Genomic DNA, 17,319 nt, shown 5'->3' with positions numbered 1-17,319 from the left:
TCTATTCCCCTTTCCTTATTCTAGGATCAATGACTGAATAGAGAATATCTATAATAAAATTAATAAGAACAAGGACTACAGATGTATAAAAAATTAATCCCTGTATTAAAGGTATATCCCTTGTCACTACAGAAGTTATAAGAAGTCTTCCTATTCCTGGAATAGAAAATATCTGCTCTATTATTACTATTCCAGTAATAAGATCTATTATCATAATTCCTATCAAAGGAACAACTGGGAGAATAGAGTTTTTCAAAATATATAGATTCAGCCATTTCATTTTAAGTCCATTTACATAGAGATATTTTATATATTCCTCTCTCATCTCATATTCCAGATTACTTCTGATATAGCTTGTAATTATTCCTATATTTGGAATAGCTATAACTACACATGGGAGAAGAAGAGAAGCAAAAGTATTATTATATCCCACAGAGAACCATCTTAATATTACACCAAAAATAAACATAAAAATTATTCCCAGCCAGAATGATGGAACTGAGATAAAAAGACCTATCATAAAATCCCCAAATTTTTTCACATGTTTATTTTTTATTTTATATAGCAAAAAAGATAGGGGTACAGACACTAAAAAGACTATCCCTATCGAAATCAAAGCTATTTCTAATGTAAGAGGAAGTCTTTTAAGAATAAGATCAACAACAGGTTCAGAGTACTTAAAGGAATTTCCAAAATCCCCTGCAAGTACTCCTTTCCCCCAAGTAAGATATCTTACTATCAAACTCTTATTCAATCCAAGTGCTTCTCTCAATAATTCAATGTCTTCTGGACTGCTCTCAACACCAAGTATTGCTGATGCTGGATCTCCTGGAATCATCTCTAAGAGCAAAAATGAAAGTGTTCCTATAAGAAATATAGAAAAAATCATTTTCACCAGTTTTTTTATATAGTACATCTTAATCTCCAATACTAATTTTTGCGAAGTTCGTAAATGAGAGTGGATAGAACACATATCCATTTATATTTTTATTTACAGCTGTTATAAGTTCTGGGTCCATTATGAAAACTGCTACATTTTCATCTCTCAATATTCTTTGAGCTTCTTTATAATATTCAATCCTTTTATTCTCATCAGATGTTATTTTTGCATCTGCAATAAGTTTATCATATTTTGGATTTTCATAGTTGAAGAAATTTCTAGGATAACTTGAAACATATCTCTTTAAAATTGAATCTGGATCAAGTTTCCCTGTAAGTCCTACTATAGTTGCTTCATATTTTCTTCCACTGTAAACATCTGACAGCCAAGTTGCCCATTCTACAGTTTCTATATCCATTGTAATTCCTGCTTCTTTAAGCTGTTCAGCTATTACTTGAGCAGTTGATACATGCATAGCATAGTTGCTTGGAACTTTTACTGTAAATTTAAGATTTTCATATCCAGCATTTTTTAAAAGTTCTTTTGCTTTTTCAACATCTCTTTTTTCACCAATATTTTCTATGCTATATTTTTTCATCACTGGACTCATATTTGTTTCAAGTTTTATTCCATATCCACCCATTACATTTTTGATTATTCCATCTTTATCCACTGCCAAATTAATAGCTTCTCTCACTTCTTTATGGCTGAAGGGTTCAAATTTATTATTAAGGGCAAATAATTGAACTGTATTTTGAGCTCCTGATATTGTTTTAAAATTTTTAAGTTCATTTAATCTCTTTGAATCTACACGAGGTAGAATATCTATCTCTCCAGATAAAAGTTTAAGAAAAGCCGTTTCAGCATTTGGAGTTACAAAGATTTCAACTTCATCTATTTTAGCTTTTTCTCCCCAGTAATCATCATTCTTTGTCAGAGTTATTTTTTGTTCTCTATCATACCCAGATACTTTAAAAGGTCCTGTTCCTATTGCTTCTTTATCCAAAGAAGCTCCATTTTCATCTGGAACTATCCCCTCTGTCATATAATAGATAAAAGCTGAATCTGGAACTTTGAGAGTTATTGTTACTTTATTTTCTCCAGTTATTTTTATATCATCTATATTTGAGAACATAGCTTGAGCAGGAGTATCTCCCTCTCTTCCTGACATTTTTCTCAAAGAAAATTCTACATCTTTTACATCCAGAGGATTTCCATTGTGAAATTTGATTCCCTCTCTTATTTCAAAAGTATATGTCAGTCCATCTTCTGATATCTTATATTCCTTTGCTACTGCTGGGTAAAGTCCTCCATCAATAGTTGGCATTACAAGTCCTTCAAAAACATTCATCATTATCTCTTCTGAACCACTTGATACAAGTTTATAAGGGTTTAGACTATCTATATCCATACTAGTTATAGTTCTCACCACTTTTTTTTCAGGAGCTTTTTCCTCTTTTCCACATCCTAAAAGAGTTAGTCCCAATAGTGCTGCTACTATCAGTTTTTTATTTCTACCTTTCAAATGCATTTTTCCTCCCTAATCCATTAAAAAATGTGTTTCATAATACATCATTAATAATATTAAAGCTGATTTATCGTATCACATTTTCTTATTTATTTCAATGAATATATTAATTTTAAGTTTCTCTCTATCTTATATTTGTTCGATATAACTATACTACGTGATTTTTCATTTTTTTACAAGAACTTTATCTCTTCTCCTGAATTTAAGATTAAAAATAATATACAATTAGACATTTAAAGCCCATATGAATCCTCACTCTTTCTGCAAAACTTTTTTCTCTATTTATTTTTTTATGAAAAATATTTTTTAAAAAATATATTGACAATATCCTTTTCAAGTTATATAATCACTTCAATAAATAAAATTATCAAAAGGAGAAAAAAATGTTATTTAAGAATCTAAGGAGTATGCCACAATTAAATATTTTCAACATATTCCTATATAAAAGGATTCTTTAATATGGCATTATTCATAATATAAATATATTTTTCAAAGATGGGAAAAGTTTTCCCTGAGTATATTTTATGGGTTCGTTTATTAAAGTACTGATTCTTTTTAGGGATCAGTACTTTTTTTAATTTTAAATCTTAATAAGACATGGAGGGAAAATTTATGAAAAAACTTTTTAAATTATTTATGTTATCTGTATTATTGGTACTGGCTGCTGCTTGTGGAACTTCTAAGGGTGGACAAGCCAAAACTGACAAAGTCTATGTAATAGGAACTAATGCTGAATATCCACCTTTTGAATATCTGGAAGATGGTAAAGTATGTGGACTTGATGCTGATATTATAGCTGCTATAGCTCAAAAATTAGATATTCAGTATAAATGGTCTAATACAAACTTTGATGGACTTATTCCTGCACTTCAAACAAAGAAAATGGATGCTGTAATAGCTGGAATGAGCATCACTCCTGAAAGAGCAAAAGCTGTTAATTTCTCAATTCCTTATCTTTCTTCTAATGTAGCTTTTATAGCTAACAAAAGCAAACCTATCAACGGGCTAGAGGATTTGGAAAATAAAAACTATGGTGCTGAACTTGGGACTACAAAAGAAGCTGCTGCAAGAAAAATAAAAGGTGCCACTGTAACTCCTTTCTCATCTAATACTGGTGCTCTTGTTGCTTTAAAAAGTGGTAAGATAGATGGTATTGTACTTGATGAAAGTGTTGCTGTAAAATTTGTAGAAAACAATCCTGAGCTTATGTTTGTAGGAGCTCTTGAAGGAGAACCTAAAGCTATTGCTTTTAATAAAGATGACACAGAACTTATGGAAAAATTCAATAAAGCTCTTCAAGAACTTATTGATGATGGCACTATTCAAAAATTAAGAGAAAAATATGGTGTGTAATGGAGGCATAACTATGTTTGAAAATTTTTCATTCACTTCTTACTTTATAGACAAAAACATATGGGAACATCTGAAAAAAGAGATTGCTCCATACAACAATATACTTATCATTGGAGGAGAAAAATCTTTTGACAGTATAAAAGATAAGCTTCTTTCTATGCTTTCAGGTAAAGAGTATTCTATTGAAATGTACCATGGAGAATGCTCATATGAAAATGTTGAAAAAATATTAAACAATACATTGAATAAAAAATTTGATATTCTCCTTGGAATTGGAGGAGGAAAAGCCATAGATACAGCTAAGATAGCGGCATTTAAATTGGGGATAGAAATATTTTCTATCCCTACTATTGCTTCTACCTGTTCAGCTGCATCTGCTTTATCAGTTGTATATAATAATGATGGAAGCTTTAAGGAATTCTTTAATTTCCCTGCTCCACCCAAAAAAACTTTTATAGATTTAGAAACTATTAAATCCGCTCCTGATAAATATATATGGGCAGGTATGGGAGATACTCTTGCTAAATTTTATGAAGTGAGAATGAAACATGAATATGTTTCTAAAAAAAATAATGGAAATATAAGTTATCCAAATTCTCTGGGAAAAGAGATAAGTCATCTCTGCAGTTCTGTAATACTTAAAAATGGAATTTCTGCTTACTTTGCTGAGAATATCAATGATGAATTCAAGAAAGTGGTTCTCTCCATTATAGTAAATACTGGAATGGTTTCCAATCTAGTTGATGAATTTCTCAATGGAGCTATTGCTCATTCTGTTTTTTATGGTCTTACTTTGCTTCCTTCACTGGAAAAAGAACATCTTCATGGAGAAGTGGTGGCATTTGGCATACTTGTACAACTCCTTCTTGAAGGAAAAAAAGAGGAATATAAAGAGCTTCTTCCATTTTATAAAAAAATGGTTTTTCCAACAAAATTATCAGAAGTAGTAAAAAAAGAGGAGTTTGAAGAGATGGAAGATAAAATCCTTTGGGCTATTCTTGCAGGTCCTGATATAATAGATATGGAATTTAATATAAATAAAGAAAATTTAAAAGAAACACTTTTTGCATTATAGGGGGAAATACAAATGAAAAGCTTTATTGCAGATAAGTTTAAAGAAAGAAATTACTCTATGGGAAATAAAAAGGGATCAGAAACTTGTTCTCTTCCTCTTATTAATCTAGGGATAGGAGATTTGGATATTGACACTGATGAATATCTGATTGAAATGGCTATGGCTGATGCTAAAAATGGGCATACTCACTATACTGACTCATATGGTTATCTTGAACTAAGAGAAGAAATATGTAAATATCATAAAGAAAATTTTAAAAACTATAACTTCAATCCTAAAGATGTCATGATAACTACTGGAGCTTGCCATGCTCTTTATCTTATATTTAAAAGTATTCTCAACAAAGGAGAAGAGGCAATACTTCTTGCACCTTTTTTTCCAGTATATGCAGACCAGATAAAATTATCTGATGGAGTTCCTGTAATTGTAGAAACAAAACTTGAAAATAATTTTCAGATAATAAAAGAGGACTTAGAAAAAGCTGTAACATCAAAAACAAAATGTATAGTGATAAATTCACCTTCTAATCCTACTGGAGTATGCTATACTCTGGAAAGTATGAATATTATCAAAGAGATTGCTGAAAAATATGATCTTTTAGTTGTAGCAGATGATGTCTATGATTTCTATTCATATGAGGAAACTTTTACTCCTATTATTACTTTGGATGGAATGAAAGAAAGAACTATATCTGTATGCAGTTTTTCTAAAAATTTTGCTATGACTGGATGGAGAATTGGATATGTTATATCTCAGGTTCCTGAACTTATAAACTGTATCAACTATATAAATGAATCTATCATTTACAGTGCACCTGCTGTATCTCAAAGATGTGCCCTTCATGCCCTTAAAGATTTTGATAAGCAAAAAAAGAAACTTGTCCCTATATTTAAGGAAAGAGTTGATTACTGCTATGACAGAGTTAAGAAAATACCTTTCCTTGACTGTTTCAAAGCACAGGGAGGGATATATTTATTTCTAAATATTGAAAAAACTGGAATGACTTCTGAAGAATTTACAGATTTTCTTTTAGAAAAATGCAATATAATAGTTGTAAATGGTACTCCTTTTGGAGTAAAGGGATTTGTAAGAATAGCCTGCACTCTTGAAATATCAAAACTAGAAGAAGCTTTTGACAGAATGGAAAATATGATATCTCTATAAAATTAATAAGAGGAAGACCTTTAAGTTGAAATATAGTTCAACTTTCAGGCTTCCTCTTTATTCATTAACGTCATTCCCTTTTCAAACTTCAATGCCAAAACATCTGGATCACTAGTTAAGTCAGATAATTCAACTATTCCTCTTTGAGTAATGTGATCAAATATGAGTTCATATCCTCTTTCCTCTGCCAGCTGTCTTATAAATTCTCTTTGAGTTCTTCCATTTCCATCTCTGAAAGGGTGAAGAGCATTTATATCCAGCATTGTTTCAGCAAGTTTTAAAGCAAGTTCCGACTTATCAGTTATATTTTTAAAATAATCAGCATCCTTTATTTTTTTAAAGACTGTTTCTCCATAAGCTTCTATATGTTCCACAAGGCAGAATAAGGACTTCCCTTTAGCAATATTTACATCTCTTACAGTTCCAGCCCATGAGTATACATCCTGAAAAATATGTTTATGGAGCTTTTTCAAGTAATTGAAATCAAAGGTTTTCTTAATATCATTTCTAAGTCTGAGCTCAAGGAGTCTGGCTCCAGACAAATTCTTCTCCTTTTTCTCAAGGAGTTTCCTGTCTACTATTCCCAGCTTATTTACTAAAATCTTTGTTCCTGGATAAACATATTTATCACCCATAGAAATACCTCTTTAGTCATTTATAATTTTTTCTATAAGTTCCTCCACTGAAATTCTTCCTTCTGCTGCTGCCATAAAATCAGCTTTCTCTTCCTCTGTATAAACTGCTCCTTCAAGCTCATTTGTTTTTACTATATAATCAACAGCTTTTACAGCTTCATCTCTAGTCATGGATCCTCCTGAATATAATTTATCTGATAATATATTATACCATATTTTTCTGTTCATTGCCATTAAAAAGAACTCTCTTTATCCCTTATAAATAAAGGTTTTACAAAGATTTCCTCCTAAAAAAAAGATCTTATGAGAAACCATATTACTGGAACAAGAAGTGAAGGAAGCATATTCATAGTTTTACAATCTTTTATTCCCAATATAGATATTCCTGAACTTGCTATAAGTATTCCTCCAATAATAGATATCTCTGTAAGAAGATCTGGTGATAAAAATGCTGAAAGAAATCCAGCAAATAAGTATATAGAACCCTGCCAGCAAAAAAGAACTGCTGCTGCAATAGCTATTCCTACTCCATAAGTAGAAGCAAGCACCATCGAAGTTACAAAATCAAGAGTAGCATTTGTAAAAAGATAAGTATAATTTTTATTCAAAGCTGCTTCTATTGGTCCTAATATAGAAAGAGTTCCTATACAGAAAAAAAGTATAGCTGTAGAAAGTCCTTGCCCTAACCCTGATTTTGAATATTTTCCCATTAAACTTTGAAATCTTTTATCTATATTTATAACTGTTCCTGTAAGACTTCCAATAGCTAAACTGATAATAAAAAGAACTGGAAAAGTGCTTTTAGGCATATTACTTACTACTGCATTAGCTCCAAGTGCTGTTGCTGCAAGCCCCATAGCTGTAAGCATAGCTCCTTGATACTCCTGTTTTATTCCCTTTTTAAATAAACTCCCTAGCAAACTTCCTAGTATAATTGTAATTGTATTGACAATTGTTCCTATCATGTTAATTTCCCCCCTGTTTCTTTTATATAAAAAAGAATAGACCCTACAGTAACTGTAGAGTCAAGATTTTTTAACTGGTATTTGAAGTTCTGTGACAAATTTTGAAATATCATTTGTTATTCCTAAATCTATAAGAGTTATCTCTATTGAATCTCCATTTAGGCTATATCCCCTTTTTTCCATATATTTCAAAAGTTTTGTATAATACCTGTCTGATTCAGTATGGGTTCCTGAAAATCTTATAGTAAGATAGTCGCTCTCTTTCAGACTTATATTTTCTCCACTTATATTATCTCCTTCTTCTATAAAGACAAAAATACTGGAAAAATTTTTAAAACTTCTATGCTTTAAATCATATTCTGATACTGATACTCCTACTTTTCCTAAAAACATAGCAGGTTCCAGATTGTTAAATCTTTCCAGTTCTCTGATGGAATATTCAAGGTCATCCCCAATAGGGATTTCTTTTCTCAGAAGTATTATTTTTCTTTCAAGTATATGTTTTTCCTCTATCTTATCATATACTGTATTCAATGAATCTGAAAGCTGTTTTAATCTGTTTTCTATTTTTTTATCTATATATTGAAGTTCTCTTATTTTTTCTCTTGTATTTTTTTGCTGTTTTTCAAGAATATTTTTAAGATTTTCAACATCCTTGCTTTCAAAAAAAGATTCTATTTTCTCAAGAGGCATTCCTAAAGCTCTAAGATATTTTATTGTATTTAATCTTTCAAACTGCTTAGTGGAATAGTATCTATATCCTGTTTCTTCATCTTTTTTTTCAGGTTTAAGAATATCTATTTCATCATAATATCTCAATGTTCCAACTCTCATATTAAAAAGTTTTGCCATCTCTCCAATAGAAAAAAGCTCCTTCATTTTTATTTCTCCTCATTCAAATATTTTATCCTATTATACAGCAGGAGGAAAAAAATAGAAAGTTAAAATAGAAGCATTGCAAGAAGTGTTATTCCTGTACTTCCTATCAAAACTACATAATCCCATTTTGTAACCTTTAATTTTATATATTCTGTTCTCTTGCTTTTTGCATTAAATCCTTTTGATTCCATAGCCATTGCAATGCTCTCAGAAGAACGTACAGCTGTCACAAGCATTGGAAGCATAAATATATTTCTTTTCACTCCTCTGGCTCTGTAGGCATACCTCATATTCTCATATTCCTGTTTTATCACTGGAATGAAACCATATGCTGCAAGTATTCCATAGGCAAAATTTCCTGGAAGATGAAATTGCTGCATAAGGCTGATTATAAAAAGCCTTGGGTCAGTTGTAAATACAAAAAGAAGTCCCAGCCCAGCATAAGCCAGTATTCTTATTGAAAGCTGCAATCCATTTTCTATATTTCCTATAATCACAACTGTCTTAGTAAGGTTGGTTATATCCTCAGCAGTTCCTGAATTGCTGTAGAGCATTCCTGTAAAAAATACTCCCCCTGCCAGAAGAAGTACTGGGAGAAATGCAAATAGAATTTTTTTCAATGAAATTTTATTAATGATCATAAGCATAACACATATACAGAATACTGAAAAATTTAAATAGTAATTATATTCAAAAGAAAGGAGCAGAGAAACTAGAAATATCGTGAGTCCTTTATATCCTGGATTGAGTTTTATCATACTTCCACTCTCCTTATCTTTTTATCAGATGTAGTTTCATAGATAAAATCTGAATACCTGAATACAAGATTTCTGTCATGAGATACCATTACCACAGTGATTCCATCTTCATCAGCTTTTCTTTTAAGAAATTCCATTATTTCAATACTTGTTTTATTATCCTGCCCATAAGTAGGCTCATCACAAAGGATTATTTTCTGTCCAGCTCCCAACATAGATAAAACAGCAAGTTTTCTCTGCTGACCCTGGCTAAGTGAAAAAGGAGAAAAATTTCTATATTTGTAAAGTTCAAATTCTTTCAATAAATTTTCTGCTTTCTCTAAAAGAATTTTTTCATTCTCTTTAGGATATCTTTTTTTCAGAGTAAACATTATCTCTTCTATCACTTTATATGTAATAAATTGATTTTGGGGATTTTGAAAAACTATTCCTATGGTGTTTATAAATATCTTCTCTCTGATTTTTTTGATATCTGTTCCAAGTATTTTTATATTTCCAGATGATATTTTAGATATTCCTGCTATTGCTTTAAGAAGAGAAGTTTTTCCAGCTCCACTTTTTCCAATTATCGAAGTAATGCTTCCCTCTTTTATCTTAATATTAATATCTTCCAGAAGAGAGTTCTTTTCATATACTATTTTTAATTCTTCTATCTCTATAGAATCTACTCTATCTTTAAATTTCTCATATTTTTCCAGATAATTTTTTTTATATTCCTCTTCATCTATTATATCAACAAGATATTTATCAATATTTTTATCAACAAAACTACACCCTTTTCCTAAATGGAGAAGAGTGTAATCTATATCTTTCCAAAGAGATATTCTGTGATCTACAGCTATTATAGTCACTTCTTTCTCTCTATTTATATTTTTCAATATATTTACAATTTCCTGACTGCTTTCATAATCCACATTGGCAAAAGGTTCATCCAGCACTATAATTTGGGGCTCTACTGCCAGTACACACGCCAGTGAAAGTTTTTGTTTTTCTCCACCTGAAAGTGAAGATATTTTCCTATACTTTAGATGCTCTATCCCAATCTTTTTTAGTACTGCTTCTATAATTTCATCCATTTTTTCTACAGGAAAAGCAATATTTTCCAGACAGAATATGATTTCATCTCTCACTATATCCATACAAAACTGAGTATCAGCATTTTGAAACATCATCATAATATATTCTGCTCTTTTTTCAGGAGGATATTCAGATATTTCTTTTTCAAAAAGCTTTACTTCTCCTTTGGAAAGTATTCCTTTACTATCTGGATAAAGTCCTGTAATAACATTAGCTAGAGTACTTTTTCCACATCCAGAAAACCCTGTTATTAGATATACTTTCCCTTTATTAAAAGAGTATGTAAATCCATCCATTATATTTTCTTTTGATGTTTCTCTATATTTAAAAACAATATCCTGACATCTTAAAACTTCTTCCATAGATTAATCTTCCATTTCAGGGTCATTCTGCTGCCCAAGAGTATATCCACTCAATGCTCCTGTTTCTGCTAGTTTATCAGCAGCTATTTTACAGATTACACCTGAAAACACAACTGAACTGATAAGTCTTACTATAAACATACATACTAACATCATTGGAGAATATTTTACAAATCCTCCTCTTATAAATCCCCATATAAAACTTGCTACACAAGCTGCTCCTGCTGCAAGGCACATATTCATCATAGTAAAGTTTCTATATTTATTCTTAGCAAATACAAGCTCTGGCCCCATTCCTTGAATTATTCCAGAAAGAATAACTATTGGTCCAAACATATTTCCCATGATAACTTCTATCAGAGCAGAAAGAACTTCTGATACAACTGCTACTCCTGATCTCTGTACAATATATGGCACAAAAGTAGAAGCCATAAACCATACACCAAAAAGTATCTCATAGGCAAAAGGAGCTAATCCAAAAGGGGCAAGTATTGTTGCAAGAAAATTGGCAAAATATACAGCTCCTAAATATATAAATGAAAATATTACAGAAAAAATTGATACCATTATTACATCTTTTAGTTTCCAGTTAAACATTTTCCCTCCTGATATTCTAGTCTTTTGTTGGACTATTTACTGAAATAGTAACCTGTAAAATATAGTGTGAAAGATTTGCCTCTCCATACTGGAATATCTCTTCCAGTACACCAAACACATCATGAACATCTCCCTCTAAGATAGACACATAGTGAGAACTTTTAGCAAAAACTCCCTTGTCTTTTGCTGTCATTACTGCTTTGGCTATATGCTCCATATAATCTTCTTCCCCCATAGGGTAGAAAGATATTTTGCTTACAACATTAAATTTTTTATCTTTGATATTTTTTTCATTTACTTTTTCATCATCTGCTTCCATAAATGAATCTGCATCAGTATCCCCTGGGCATCCTTTAGAAAAAGTAGCTTCAAGAGCCATATGTACATTTTCTTTATAGGCATTTACAAAAAGACCTTTAACTACATCAAATACATGAGTGCTTTTCCCTCTAACACATGTGCTTAATTTATCAGTTTGCTTCCATACTTTTGAGGTATCTGTCTTTTCAAGTCCTTCAAGAATAATATCTACAAAATTATCAGCCATTGGATAAAGAGAAAATCTACCTCCAGCTACTCCTTTACTTGCTCCACCTATACACCATAAACAATCTTTCAATCCCATTAAAAAAACCTCCTTTTATATCTGCAAAAGGAGGTTTGGTTATTTAATAAAAAATATACACATTACTCCTTTCGCCGGTATTATCCGAATCAAGTTATATGGGTTCAGGAATTTCCTATCTCAGCTTTTTAAGCACCCCAGTAATTCAACTAAATTATAATATCACTATTCCTTATGAATGTCTAGCATTTCTTAAAAAAATCTGGATTTTAAAATATGAATTTTATTTATATAAATCATATCTTCAATCTTTGTTTTATGTTATTATATTTTTATACAGGGAACATAGGAGGGAAAAATGGAAAATATAAGACTTATCATCACTATTCAATGTGAAATTGCCAAAAGAAGATGCAGTGGTTTTCATTGTATGAATTCATTTTTTACTAGAACAGGAGTGTTTAAAGATTACCCTAAAAGTGAAGAACTTAGATTTCTTACTTTTCAATGTGGAGGATGTCATGGAAAAGGTATCAACAGTCTTTTAGGAAATGTCAACAAACTAATTGCTAAAGAAAACCTTATCACTAAAGATGAAGTTGCTATACATTTTGCTTCATGTGTAGCCTTTGATAATCATCATTCTGACAGATGTCCATTTATCAATGCTATGAAGAAAATAATAAACAAGATGGGGTATGAAAATATTGTTGAAGGAAGCTATCTTTCTAAAACTGCTACAAGAAGAAGAGAAGAGGGAGTATACAAAGATTACACTGCTCTAAACAAATAAAATAAAGTCCCAGTAGTTAGACAGTTTCATCTGTTTTAATTACTGGGATTTTATAGTTATATTTCATTATTAAAACACTAAAAACAGTTCAAAAATTTGTTTGAATTTAATGACAAAACCAAAGTTGTCAGCCCTGTATTTATAGAATTATTATAATATTCTATCGTAATGCAAAATGAGGACTTTCAAAAATTGGCTTCATCTGACATAAGCAATAACTCTCCAACTATCAGAGAACTGCTCAGGTGCAATTGTTGCTCCACACTGAACTGCATAGTGAACTGCTTCCTCTAAATTATTAACAGCAAAGTCTAAATGTGCCATTTGCTGCTGAGCCTCAGGTTTTTCTGGCCACACAGGAGGTACATATTCAGGATTACGCTGAAATGTTATCCCAGGATATGCCCCTTGAGATATTTTTGGAGGACATATACAGGCATAATCTTCATCATAAAAGGGTATTTCCCATTTGAGTAAATCAGCATAAAATTTTGCTAATTTGTAAGGATCTATACAGTCCACTGTAAATGAGTACATCTTGATTTTCAATTCATCATTCATAGCATTAAAACCTCCTAAAATATTTTTCATATATTTTTGATTTTATTTATTAAGTAAATTTTTTCTTACTATTTTTTATTCTTTATATTTACAAGATAACTTTTTATATTATCGTTTTATCTTATAACAATTTTATTTTAAGGAAGTTTGTACCCATATTTTTCAAGTACTGGAAGAGGAAATTCAACTCTCATTGTAAGAAGAGGATCCACTACTTGACATACTGCCATATCAGAAAGTAATGACATTAGCATTCCTGTTTTCAAATCACTCTGCCCAGAAGCATCTTTTACAAATTCAAACATCTCTTTTGCTGCCATATCTCCAGCTTTATCTAAAGTTTCAGCAGATTGTATAGTCATAACCTTTTCTCCAGAATATAAAAATGGTACTGGAAGTTTTGTATTTTTTAATACACTTACCTTAACAGTTATCTCTCCAGCTGTTTCCAGTCCACAAATAAAAACCTCTCCATCTCCCATAAGAGCATGAATATCCCCCATAGATAAAAGTCCTCCATCTACATTTACAGGAAGATAAATTATAGAACCTGCTGTTATCTTCTTACAGTCCATGTTTCCACCATGTTTTCCTGGTGTAATTGTAGGAATCCCCTCTTCTCCTTCAGGAGCTGTTCCAATAACTCCTATCATAGAATCTACATCTAATTCTAAAACATCATCAAACAATATTTTATTATCTCTGATAGAATATATTACAGCTTCTCTTTTATCATATTTCTCATAAAAAACTCCTCCAACATTTGAAGAACGCATTACTCCCCAAGGACGAAGCTTTATATCTCTTATCTCAACTTTTAATATATCTCCTTTTTCAGCTCCATCTACATACAATGCCCCTGTTACTGGATTAGAAAGTCCATCTTTTCTATCACCCATCGGTCTTTCTGAGCTTGTTATACAATTATCATAACAATCTCTTGTTTCAAATACTACTATCTCTCCATCTTTACAATGAGCTGCTGCTTTATTATCCCATTTAAGTATGTCTGTTACATAATCTTTACTTATACATATCATTATCTTCCCCCTTTATTCTTTTTCTTTATTCTAACATTTCATTGAAAAAATAACTATATATTAAAATTTTAAATCTATCCCTCTGGTATAAAGATAAAATATAGGATATAATATAAAAAATGAAATAAAAAATATACAACAAGATGAAAATACAAATTAAAAATTTATAGAATAAGGAGAATTTTATGATAAAAGAAGTATGTGTAGAATCATTTTCAGAAGCTCTTGCAGCTGAAAAAAGAGGAGCTGACAGAATAGAATTATGTGATAATCTTTACCTTGGTGGAACTACTCCATCTTATGGTACTATTAAAATGGCTGCTACAAAACTTACTATTCCTGCTTTCCCTATAATCAGACCAAGAGGAGGGGATTTCTGTTATTCAAGAGAAGAAATAGAAATAATGAAAGAGGATATAAAAATATGTAAATCATTAGGGATAAAAGGAGTTGTTCTTGGAGTTCTTACTGCTGATAACAAAGTTGATTTTGAAACTTTAAAAGAACTTGTTGATCTTGCTTCTCCTATGGAAGTTACATTTCATAAGGCTGTAGATGAGTTGGAAAACCCTGTTGAAGTTATAGACAGATTTGTTGAAATTGGAGTAAAAAGAATCCTTTCTTCTGGAACTAAAGAAACTGCACTTGAAGGAAAAGATATTCTTAATGCCATGATAAAAAAGGCTGATAACAGAATTATCATACTGATAGCAGGAAAAGTTACAAGTGATAATTTTGAAGAAGTTGCTGCTGCTATACCAGCTTCTGAATATCATGGTAAAAAAATAATGTAATTTAAAATATGGGTGACTTTTAAGTGTAAATATAATTTTACAGTTTTCTGTCTACCCATATTTTTTAATCTATTTATTTATAATCTTAATTCCATTTTCAAGATACTTTTTTAAAATATTTTCATCCAGCTTTGAATCTGTTATTATCAAATCTAAATTTTCTATACCACATATTTTTATGAGTGAGTTATTTTCTATCTTTGTTGAATCTGCCAAAATAAATACTTCTTCAGCTATTTCTGCCATCTTTCTTTCTACAAGTACCTCTTCAATAAGAAAATCTGTTACCCCTCTTTTTAGAGATATTCCTCCTACACATATGAAAGATTTATCAACAGAAAAGTTATGAAGAAATTGTTCTGTTATCTCTCCTAAAAATGCAAACTCAGTTTTATTATATATTCCAGCTGCCAAAATAAGATTTATTCCCTTTGTGTCTGCTAGTTCATTTGCTATGAGGAGAGAATTGGTAACAACTGTCAAAGAAGAATATTTATCCTTTATCAGTCTTGCTATTTCTATATTTGTTGTACTTCCATTGAGAGCTATTGTATCTCCTTCATTTATATACTTTAAGGCTAAAACAGCAACTTCTCTTTTTTCTTCTGTATTTTTTGATTCTCTTAAAGAATAAGTAAGATTTTTTCCCTCTTTATTTTTAAGAATAGCCCCTCCATATACTTTTTGAAGATATCCCTGTTTTTCTAAAAAATCCAAATCTCTACGAATTGTTTCAAGAGAAACATCCATAATATTAACAAGATTAGAAGTTTTTACACTTCCATCTCGCTCTAACAATTCTAATATTCTATCCTGTCTATCACTTGCCAACATATTTTTTTATCTCCCCTCTATTTATCATACTCATAAAATCTTCAGTTGCATCTTTAACTTTTTTATTTAAAAGAACAAGTCCTATAAGATTTGGGATTATCATCAACCCCAGAACTATATCTTGTATAAGCCACACTATTTTTAAACTGCTCAGAGAACCTATTACTGCAAGACATACAAATACATATTTAAAATATGATGCTACTTTGGAATTAAAAATATAAGTCAATGTCACATTTCCAAAATACCATTGAGATAATATAGTAGAAAATGCAAACAATACCATACTTGCCCCTATAAGATATCTAAACATATAATGTATAGTTCCAAAAGCTGTAATGACATAAACTGCTGGTGATATTTCCATTTCTACTACTCCTGAAGTTAAAACAATAAAGGCTGTCAGTGAACAGATGACAACAGTATCAATAAAGACCTCAAGTATCCCATAAAGTCCCTGTCTTGCTGGATGATCTGTAATAGCAGCAGAGTGAAGCACTGGTGCACTTCCTTCTCCAGCTTCATTGGAATACAATCCTCTTGCTACTCCAAACCTCATTGCTTCTTTTATTGTATAGCCTAAAACTCCTCCCCCTACTGCTTGTGTATTAAAGGCAGAAGTTATTATACTTATTATAGCATAACTTATATGATTAAAGTTAGAAATTATTATTACTAATCCCCCTACAAAATACATAATAGTCATAACAGGAATTATTCTTTCTGCTACTTTTCCAAGTCTTCTTACACCACCAATAACAACTATTGTAATTATTCCTGCCATCATAAGTCCAGAAAATACAGGTTTTATTCCAAACATATCTTTTATTACTATTGCTACTGCATTAGATTGTATAAGTGCTCCTCCACTTATTTGAAGAAACATAAATATAGAAAAAAGAACAGCTATTTTTTTCCATCCCAATCCTTTTGACAAATAATACATGGGCCCTCCCACATAAGTTCCATCATCAGATTTTTCTCTATAGATTATACCTAATACTATCTCAGCATACTTTGTTGCCATTCCAACTATTCCAGCTGCCCACATCCAGAATACTGCTCCTGGCCCTCCACTGGCTATGGCAGTAGCCACCCCAACTATATTTCCATTTCCAACACAGCTGCTCAATGCTGTACACAGAGCCTGAACTGCTGATAATGTTCCCTCTCCCTTTATTTCATTCTTTCCTTTTAAAGACTTTATGAGTTCTTTCATAGCCAATGGAAATCCTTTTATCTGTATCCCTTTTGTTATAATAGTAAAAAAGATTCCCACTCCTATAAGAGTGACTATAAGATAGTTTCCCCATATAATTTCTGATATCCTTTCCAGCATTATTTCAATTCCATTCATATTATAATCCCTCCTAGTCAAAACCCCTAGTTACTTAATTAAATATTACCACATTTTTGTGATTTTATAAAACTTTTTATGTTTTTTGTTGTTTTTTGTTGT

At 31.0% G+C, this 17,319-nt stretch carries 19 protein-coding genes and 1 riboswitch; of the genes, 5 read left to right on the top strand and 14 right to left on the bottom strand.

The genetic code is table 11. The annotated features are described in order from the left end of the window. Window position 1: 1 nt before the first annotated feature. Window positions 2-916, bottom strand: coding sequence for an ABC transporter permease (locus E0E45_RS15845; RefSeq protein ID WP_130892026.1), 915 nt, complete (start codon window positions 914-916; stop codon window positions 2-4). Between the two features lies 1 nt (window position 917). Then, window positions 918-2,411, bottom strand: a complete 1,494-nt coding sequence (locus E0E45_RS15840; RefSeq protein WP_130892025.1) for an ABC transporter substrate-binding protein — start codon at window positions 2,409-2,411, stop codon at window positions 918-920. Between the two features lie 609 nt (window positions 2,412-3,020). Between E0E45_RS15840 and E0E45_RS15835 the strand changes: the two genes are divergently transcribed. The 3 genes from E0E45_RS15835 to E0E45_RS15825 are packed head-to-tail and all read left to right on the top strand — an operon-like array spanning window position 3,021 to window position 6,000. Further along, the gene (locus tag E0E45_RS15835) at window positions 3,021-3,761 is read left to right on the top strand and encodes a basic amino acid ABC transporter substrate-binding protein (protein ID WP_130892024.1); all 741 of its coding nucleotides are present in this window, start codon (window positions 3,021-3,023) and stop codon (window positions 3,759-3,761) included. A gap of 13 nt (window positions 3,762-3,774) precedes the next feature. After that, window positions 3,775-4,836: an iron-containing alcohol dehydrogenase family protein gene (locus E0E45_RS15830; protein WP_130892023.1), complete on the top strand. Its 1,062-nt coding sequence runs from the start codon at window positions 3,775-3,777 to the stop codon at window positions 4,834-4,836. Window positions 4,837-4,848: 12 nt separating this feature from the next. Further along, a complete protein-coding gene (locus E0E45_RS15825) occupies window positions 4,849-6,000 on the top strand; it encodes an aminotransferase class I/II-fold pyridoxal phosphate-dependent enzyme (RefSeq protein ID WP_130892022.1) in 1,152 nt (383 codons plus the stop codon). A gap of 44 nt (window positions 6,001-6,044) precedes the next feature. Here the strand turns inward: E0E45_RS15825 and E0E45_RS15820 are convergent, their stop codons facing one another. The 8 genes from E0E45_RS15820 to E0E45_RS15785 all read right to left on the bottom strand — a co-directional run bounded on the left by E0E45_RS15820 (window position 6,045) and on the right by E0E45_RS15785 (window position 11,898). Beyond that, a complete protein-coding gene (locus tag E0E45_RS15820) occupies window positions 6,045-6,635 on the bottom strand; it encodes a Fic/DOC family protein (RefSeq protein ID WP_130892021.1) in 591 nt (196 codons plus the stop codon). A 12-nt stretch (window positions 6,636-6,647) separates the two neighbouring features. After that, window positions 6,648-6,806, bottom strand: coding sequence for a hypothetical protein (locus E0E45_RS15815; RefSeq protein WP_232044135.1), 159 nt, complete (start codon window positions 6,804-6,806; stop codon window positions 6,648-6,650). A gap of 116 nt (window positions 6,807-6,922) precedes the next feature. Beyond that, entirely contained in the window at window positions 6,923-7,600 is a 678-nt protein-coding gene (locus E0E45_RS15810) for a DUF554 domain-containing protein (RefSeq protein WP_130892019.1), read from the bottom strand. A 60-nt stretch (window positions 7,601-7,660) separates the two neighbouring features. Beyond that, entirely contained in the window at window positions 7,661-8,479 is an 819-nt protein-coding gene (locus E0E45_RS15805) for a MerR family transcriptional regulator (protein WP_130892018.1), read from the bottom strand. Between the two features lie 62 nt (window positions 8,480-8,541). Next, a complete protein-coding gene (locus E0E45_RS15800; protein WP_130892017.1) occupies window positions 8,542-9,237 on the bottom strand; it encodes an energy-coupling factor transporter transmembrane component T family protein in 696 nt (231 codons plus the stop codon). Then, window positions 9,234-10,676 (bottom strand): ABC transporter ATP-binding protein, encoded by a 1,443-nt coding sequence (locus tag E0E45_RS15795; protein ID WP_130892016.1) that lies wholly within the window; start codon window positions 10,674-10,676, stop codon window positions 9,234-9,236. The genes E0E45_RS15800 and E0E45_RS15795 overlap by 4 nt, the downstream gene beginning before the upstream one ends. 3 nt (window positions 10,677-10,679) lie before the next feature. Continuing rightward, window positions 10,680-11,273 (bottom strand): ECF transporter S component, encoded by a 594-nt coding sequence (locus E0E45_RS15790; RefSeq protein WP_130892015.1) that lies wholly within the window; start codon window positions 11,271-11,273, stop codon window positions 10,680-10,682. A gap of 16 nt (window positions 11,274-11,289) precedes the next feature. Next, the gene (locus tag E0E45_RS15785) at window positions 11,290-11,898 is read right to left on the bottom strand and encodes a YkoF family thiamine/hydroxymethylpyrimidine-binding protein (protein ID WP_130892014.1); all 609 of its coding nucleotides are present in this window, start codon (window positions 11,896-11,898) and stop codon (window positions 11,290-11,292) included. A gap of 49 nt (window positions 11,899-11,947) precedes the next feature. Then, window positions 11,948-12,048, bottom strand: a riboswitch (TPP riboswitch). A gap of 148 nt (window positions 12,049-12,196) precedes the next feature. Here E0E45_RS15785 and E0E45_RS15780 point away from each other — a divergent pair. Further along, window positions 12,197-12,631, top strand: a complete 435-nt coding sequence (locus tag E0E45_RS15780; RefSeq protein ID WP_130892013.1) for a CGGC domain-containing protein — start codon at window positions 12,197-12,199, stop codon at window positions 12,629-12,631. A gap of 198 nt (window positions 12,632-12,829) precedes the next feature. Here E0E45_RS15780 and E0E45_RS15775 read toward each other — a convergent pair whose 3' ends face one another. Together E0E45_RS15775 and E0E45_RS15770 are read right to left on the bottom strand one after the other, a co-directional pair. Further along, entirely contained in the window at window positions 12,830-13,192 is a 363-nt protein-coding gene (locus tag E0E45_RS15775) for a VOC family protein (RefSeq protein ID WP_232044134.1), read from the bottom strand. A 137-nt stretch (window positions 13,193-13,329) separates the two neighbouring features. Further along, the gene (locus E0E45_RS15770) at window positions 13,330-14,232 is read right to left on the bottom strand and encodes an acetamidase/formamidase family protein (protein ID WP_130892012.1); all 903 of its coding nucleotides are present in this window, start codon (window positions 14,230-14,232) and stop codon (window positions 13,330-13,332) included. A gap of 185 nt (window positions 14,233-14,417) precedes the next feature. Here E0E45_RS15770 and E0E45_RS15765 point away from each other — a divergent pair, with 185 nt between their 5' ends. Beyond that, entirely contained in the window at window positions 14,418-15,026 is a 609-nt protein-coding gene (locus tag E0E45_RS15765; protein ID WP_130892011.1) for a copper homeostasis protein CutC, read from the top strand. A gap of 69 nt (window positions 15,027-15,095) precedes the next feature. Here the strand turns inward: E0E45_RS15765 and E0E45_RS15760 are convergent, their stop codons facing one another. Together E0E45_RS15760 and E0E45_RS15755 are read right to left on the bottom strand one after the other, a co-directional pair. Then, window positions 15,096-15,860 (bottom strand): DeoR/GlpR family DNA-binding transcription regulator, encoded by a 765-nt coding sequence (locus E0E45_RS15760; protein WP_130892010.1) that lies wholly within the window; start codon window positions 15,858-15,860, stop codon window positions 15,096-15,098. After that, window positions 15,847-17,217 (bottom strand): alanine/glycine:cation symporter family protein, encoded by a 1,371-nt coding sequence (locus tag E0E45_RS15755; RefSeq protein ID WP_130892009.1) that lies wholly within the window; start codon window positions 17,215-17,217, stop codon window positions 15,847-15,849. Before E0E45_RS15755 ends, E0E45_RS15760 begins: the two co-directional genes overlap by 14 nt. Window positions 17,218-17,319: the final 102 nt, after the last annotated feature.

It is taken from the genome of Fusobacterium ulcerans ATCC 49185 (assembly GCF_900683735.1).
Lineage (GTDB): Bacteria > Fusobacteriota > Fusobacteriia > Fusobacteriales > Fusobacteriaceae > Fusobacterium_A > Fusobacterium_A ulcerans_A.
Note: the sequence above shows the minus strand (reverse complement) of the source record. Positions and strands in the feature narration are given on the sequence as shown.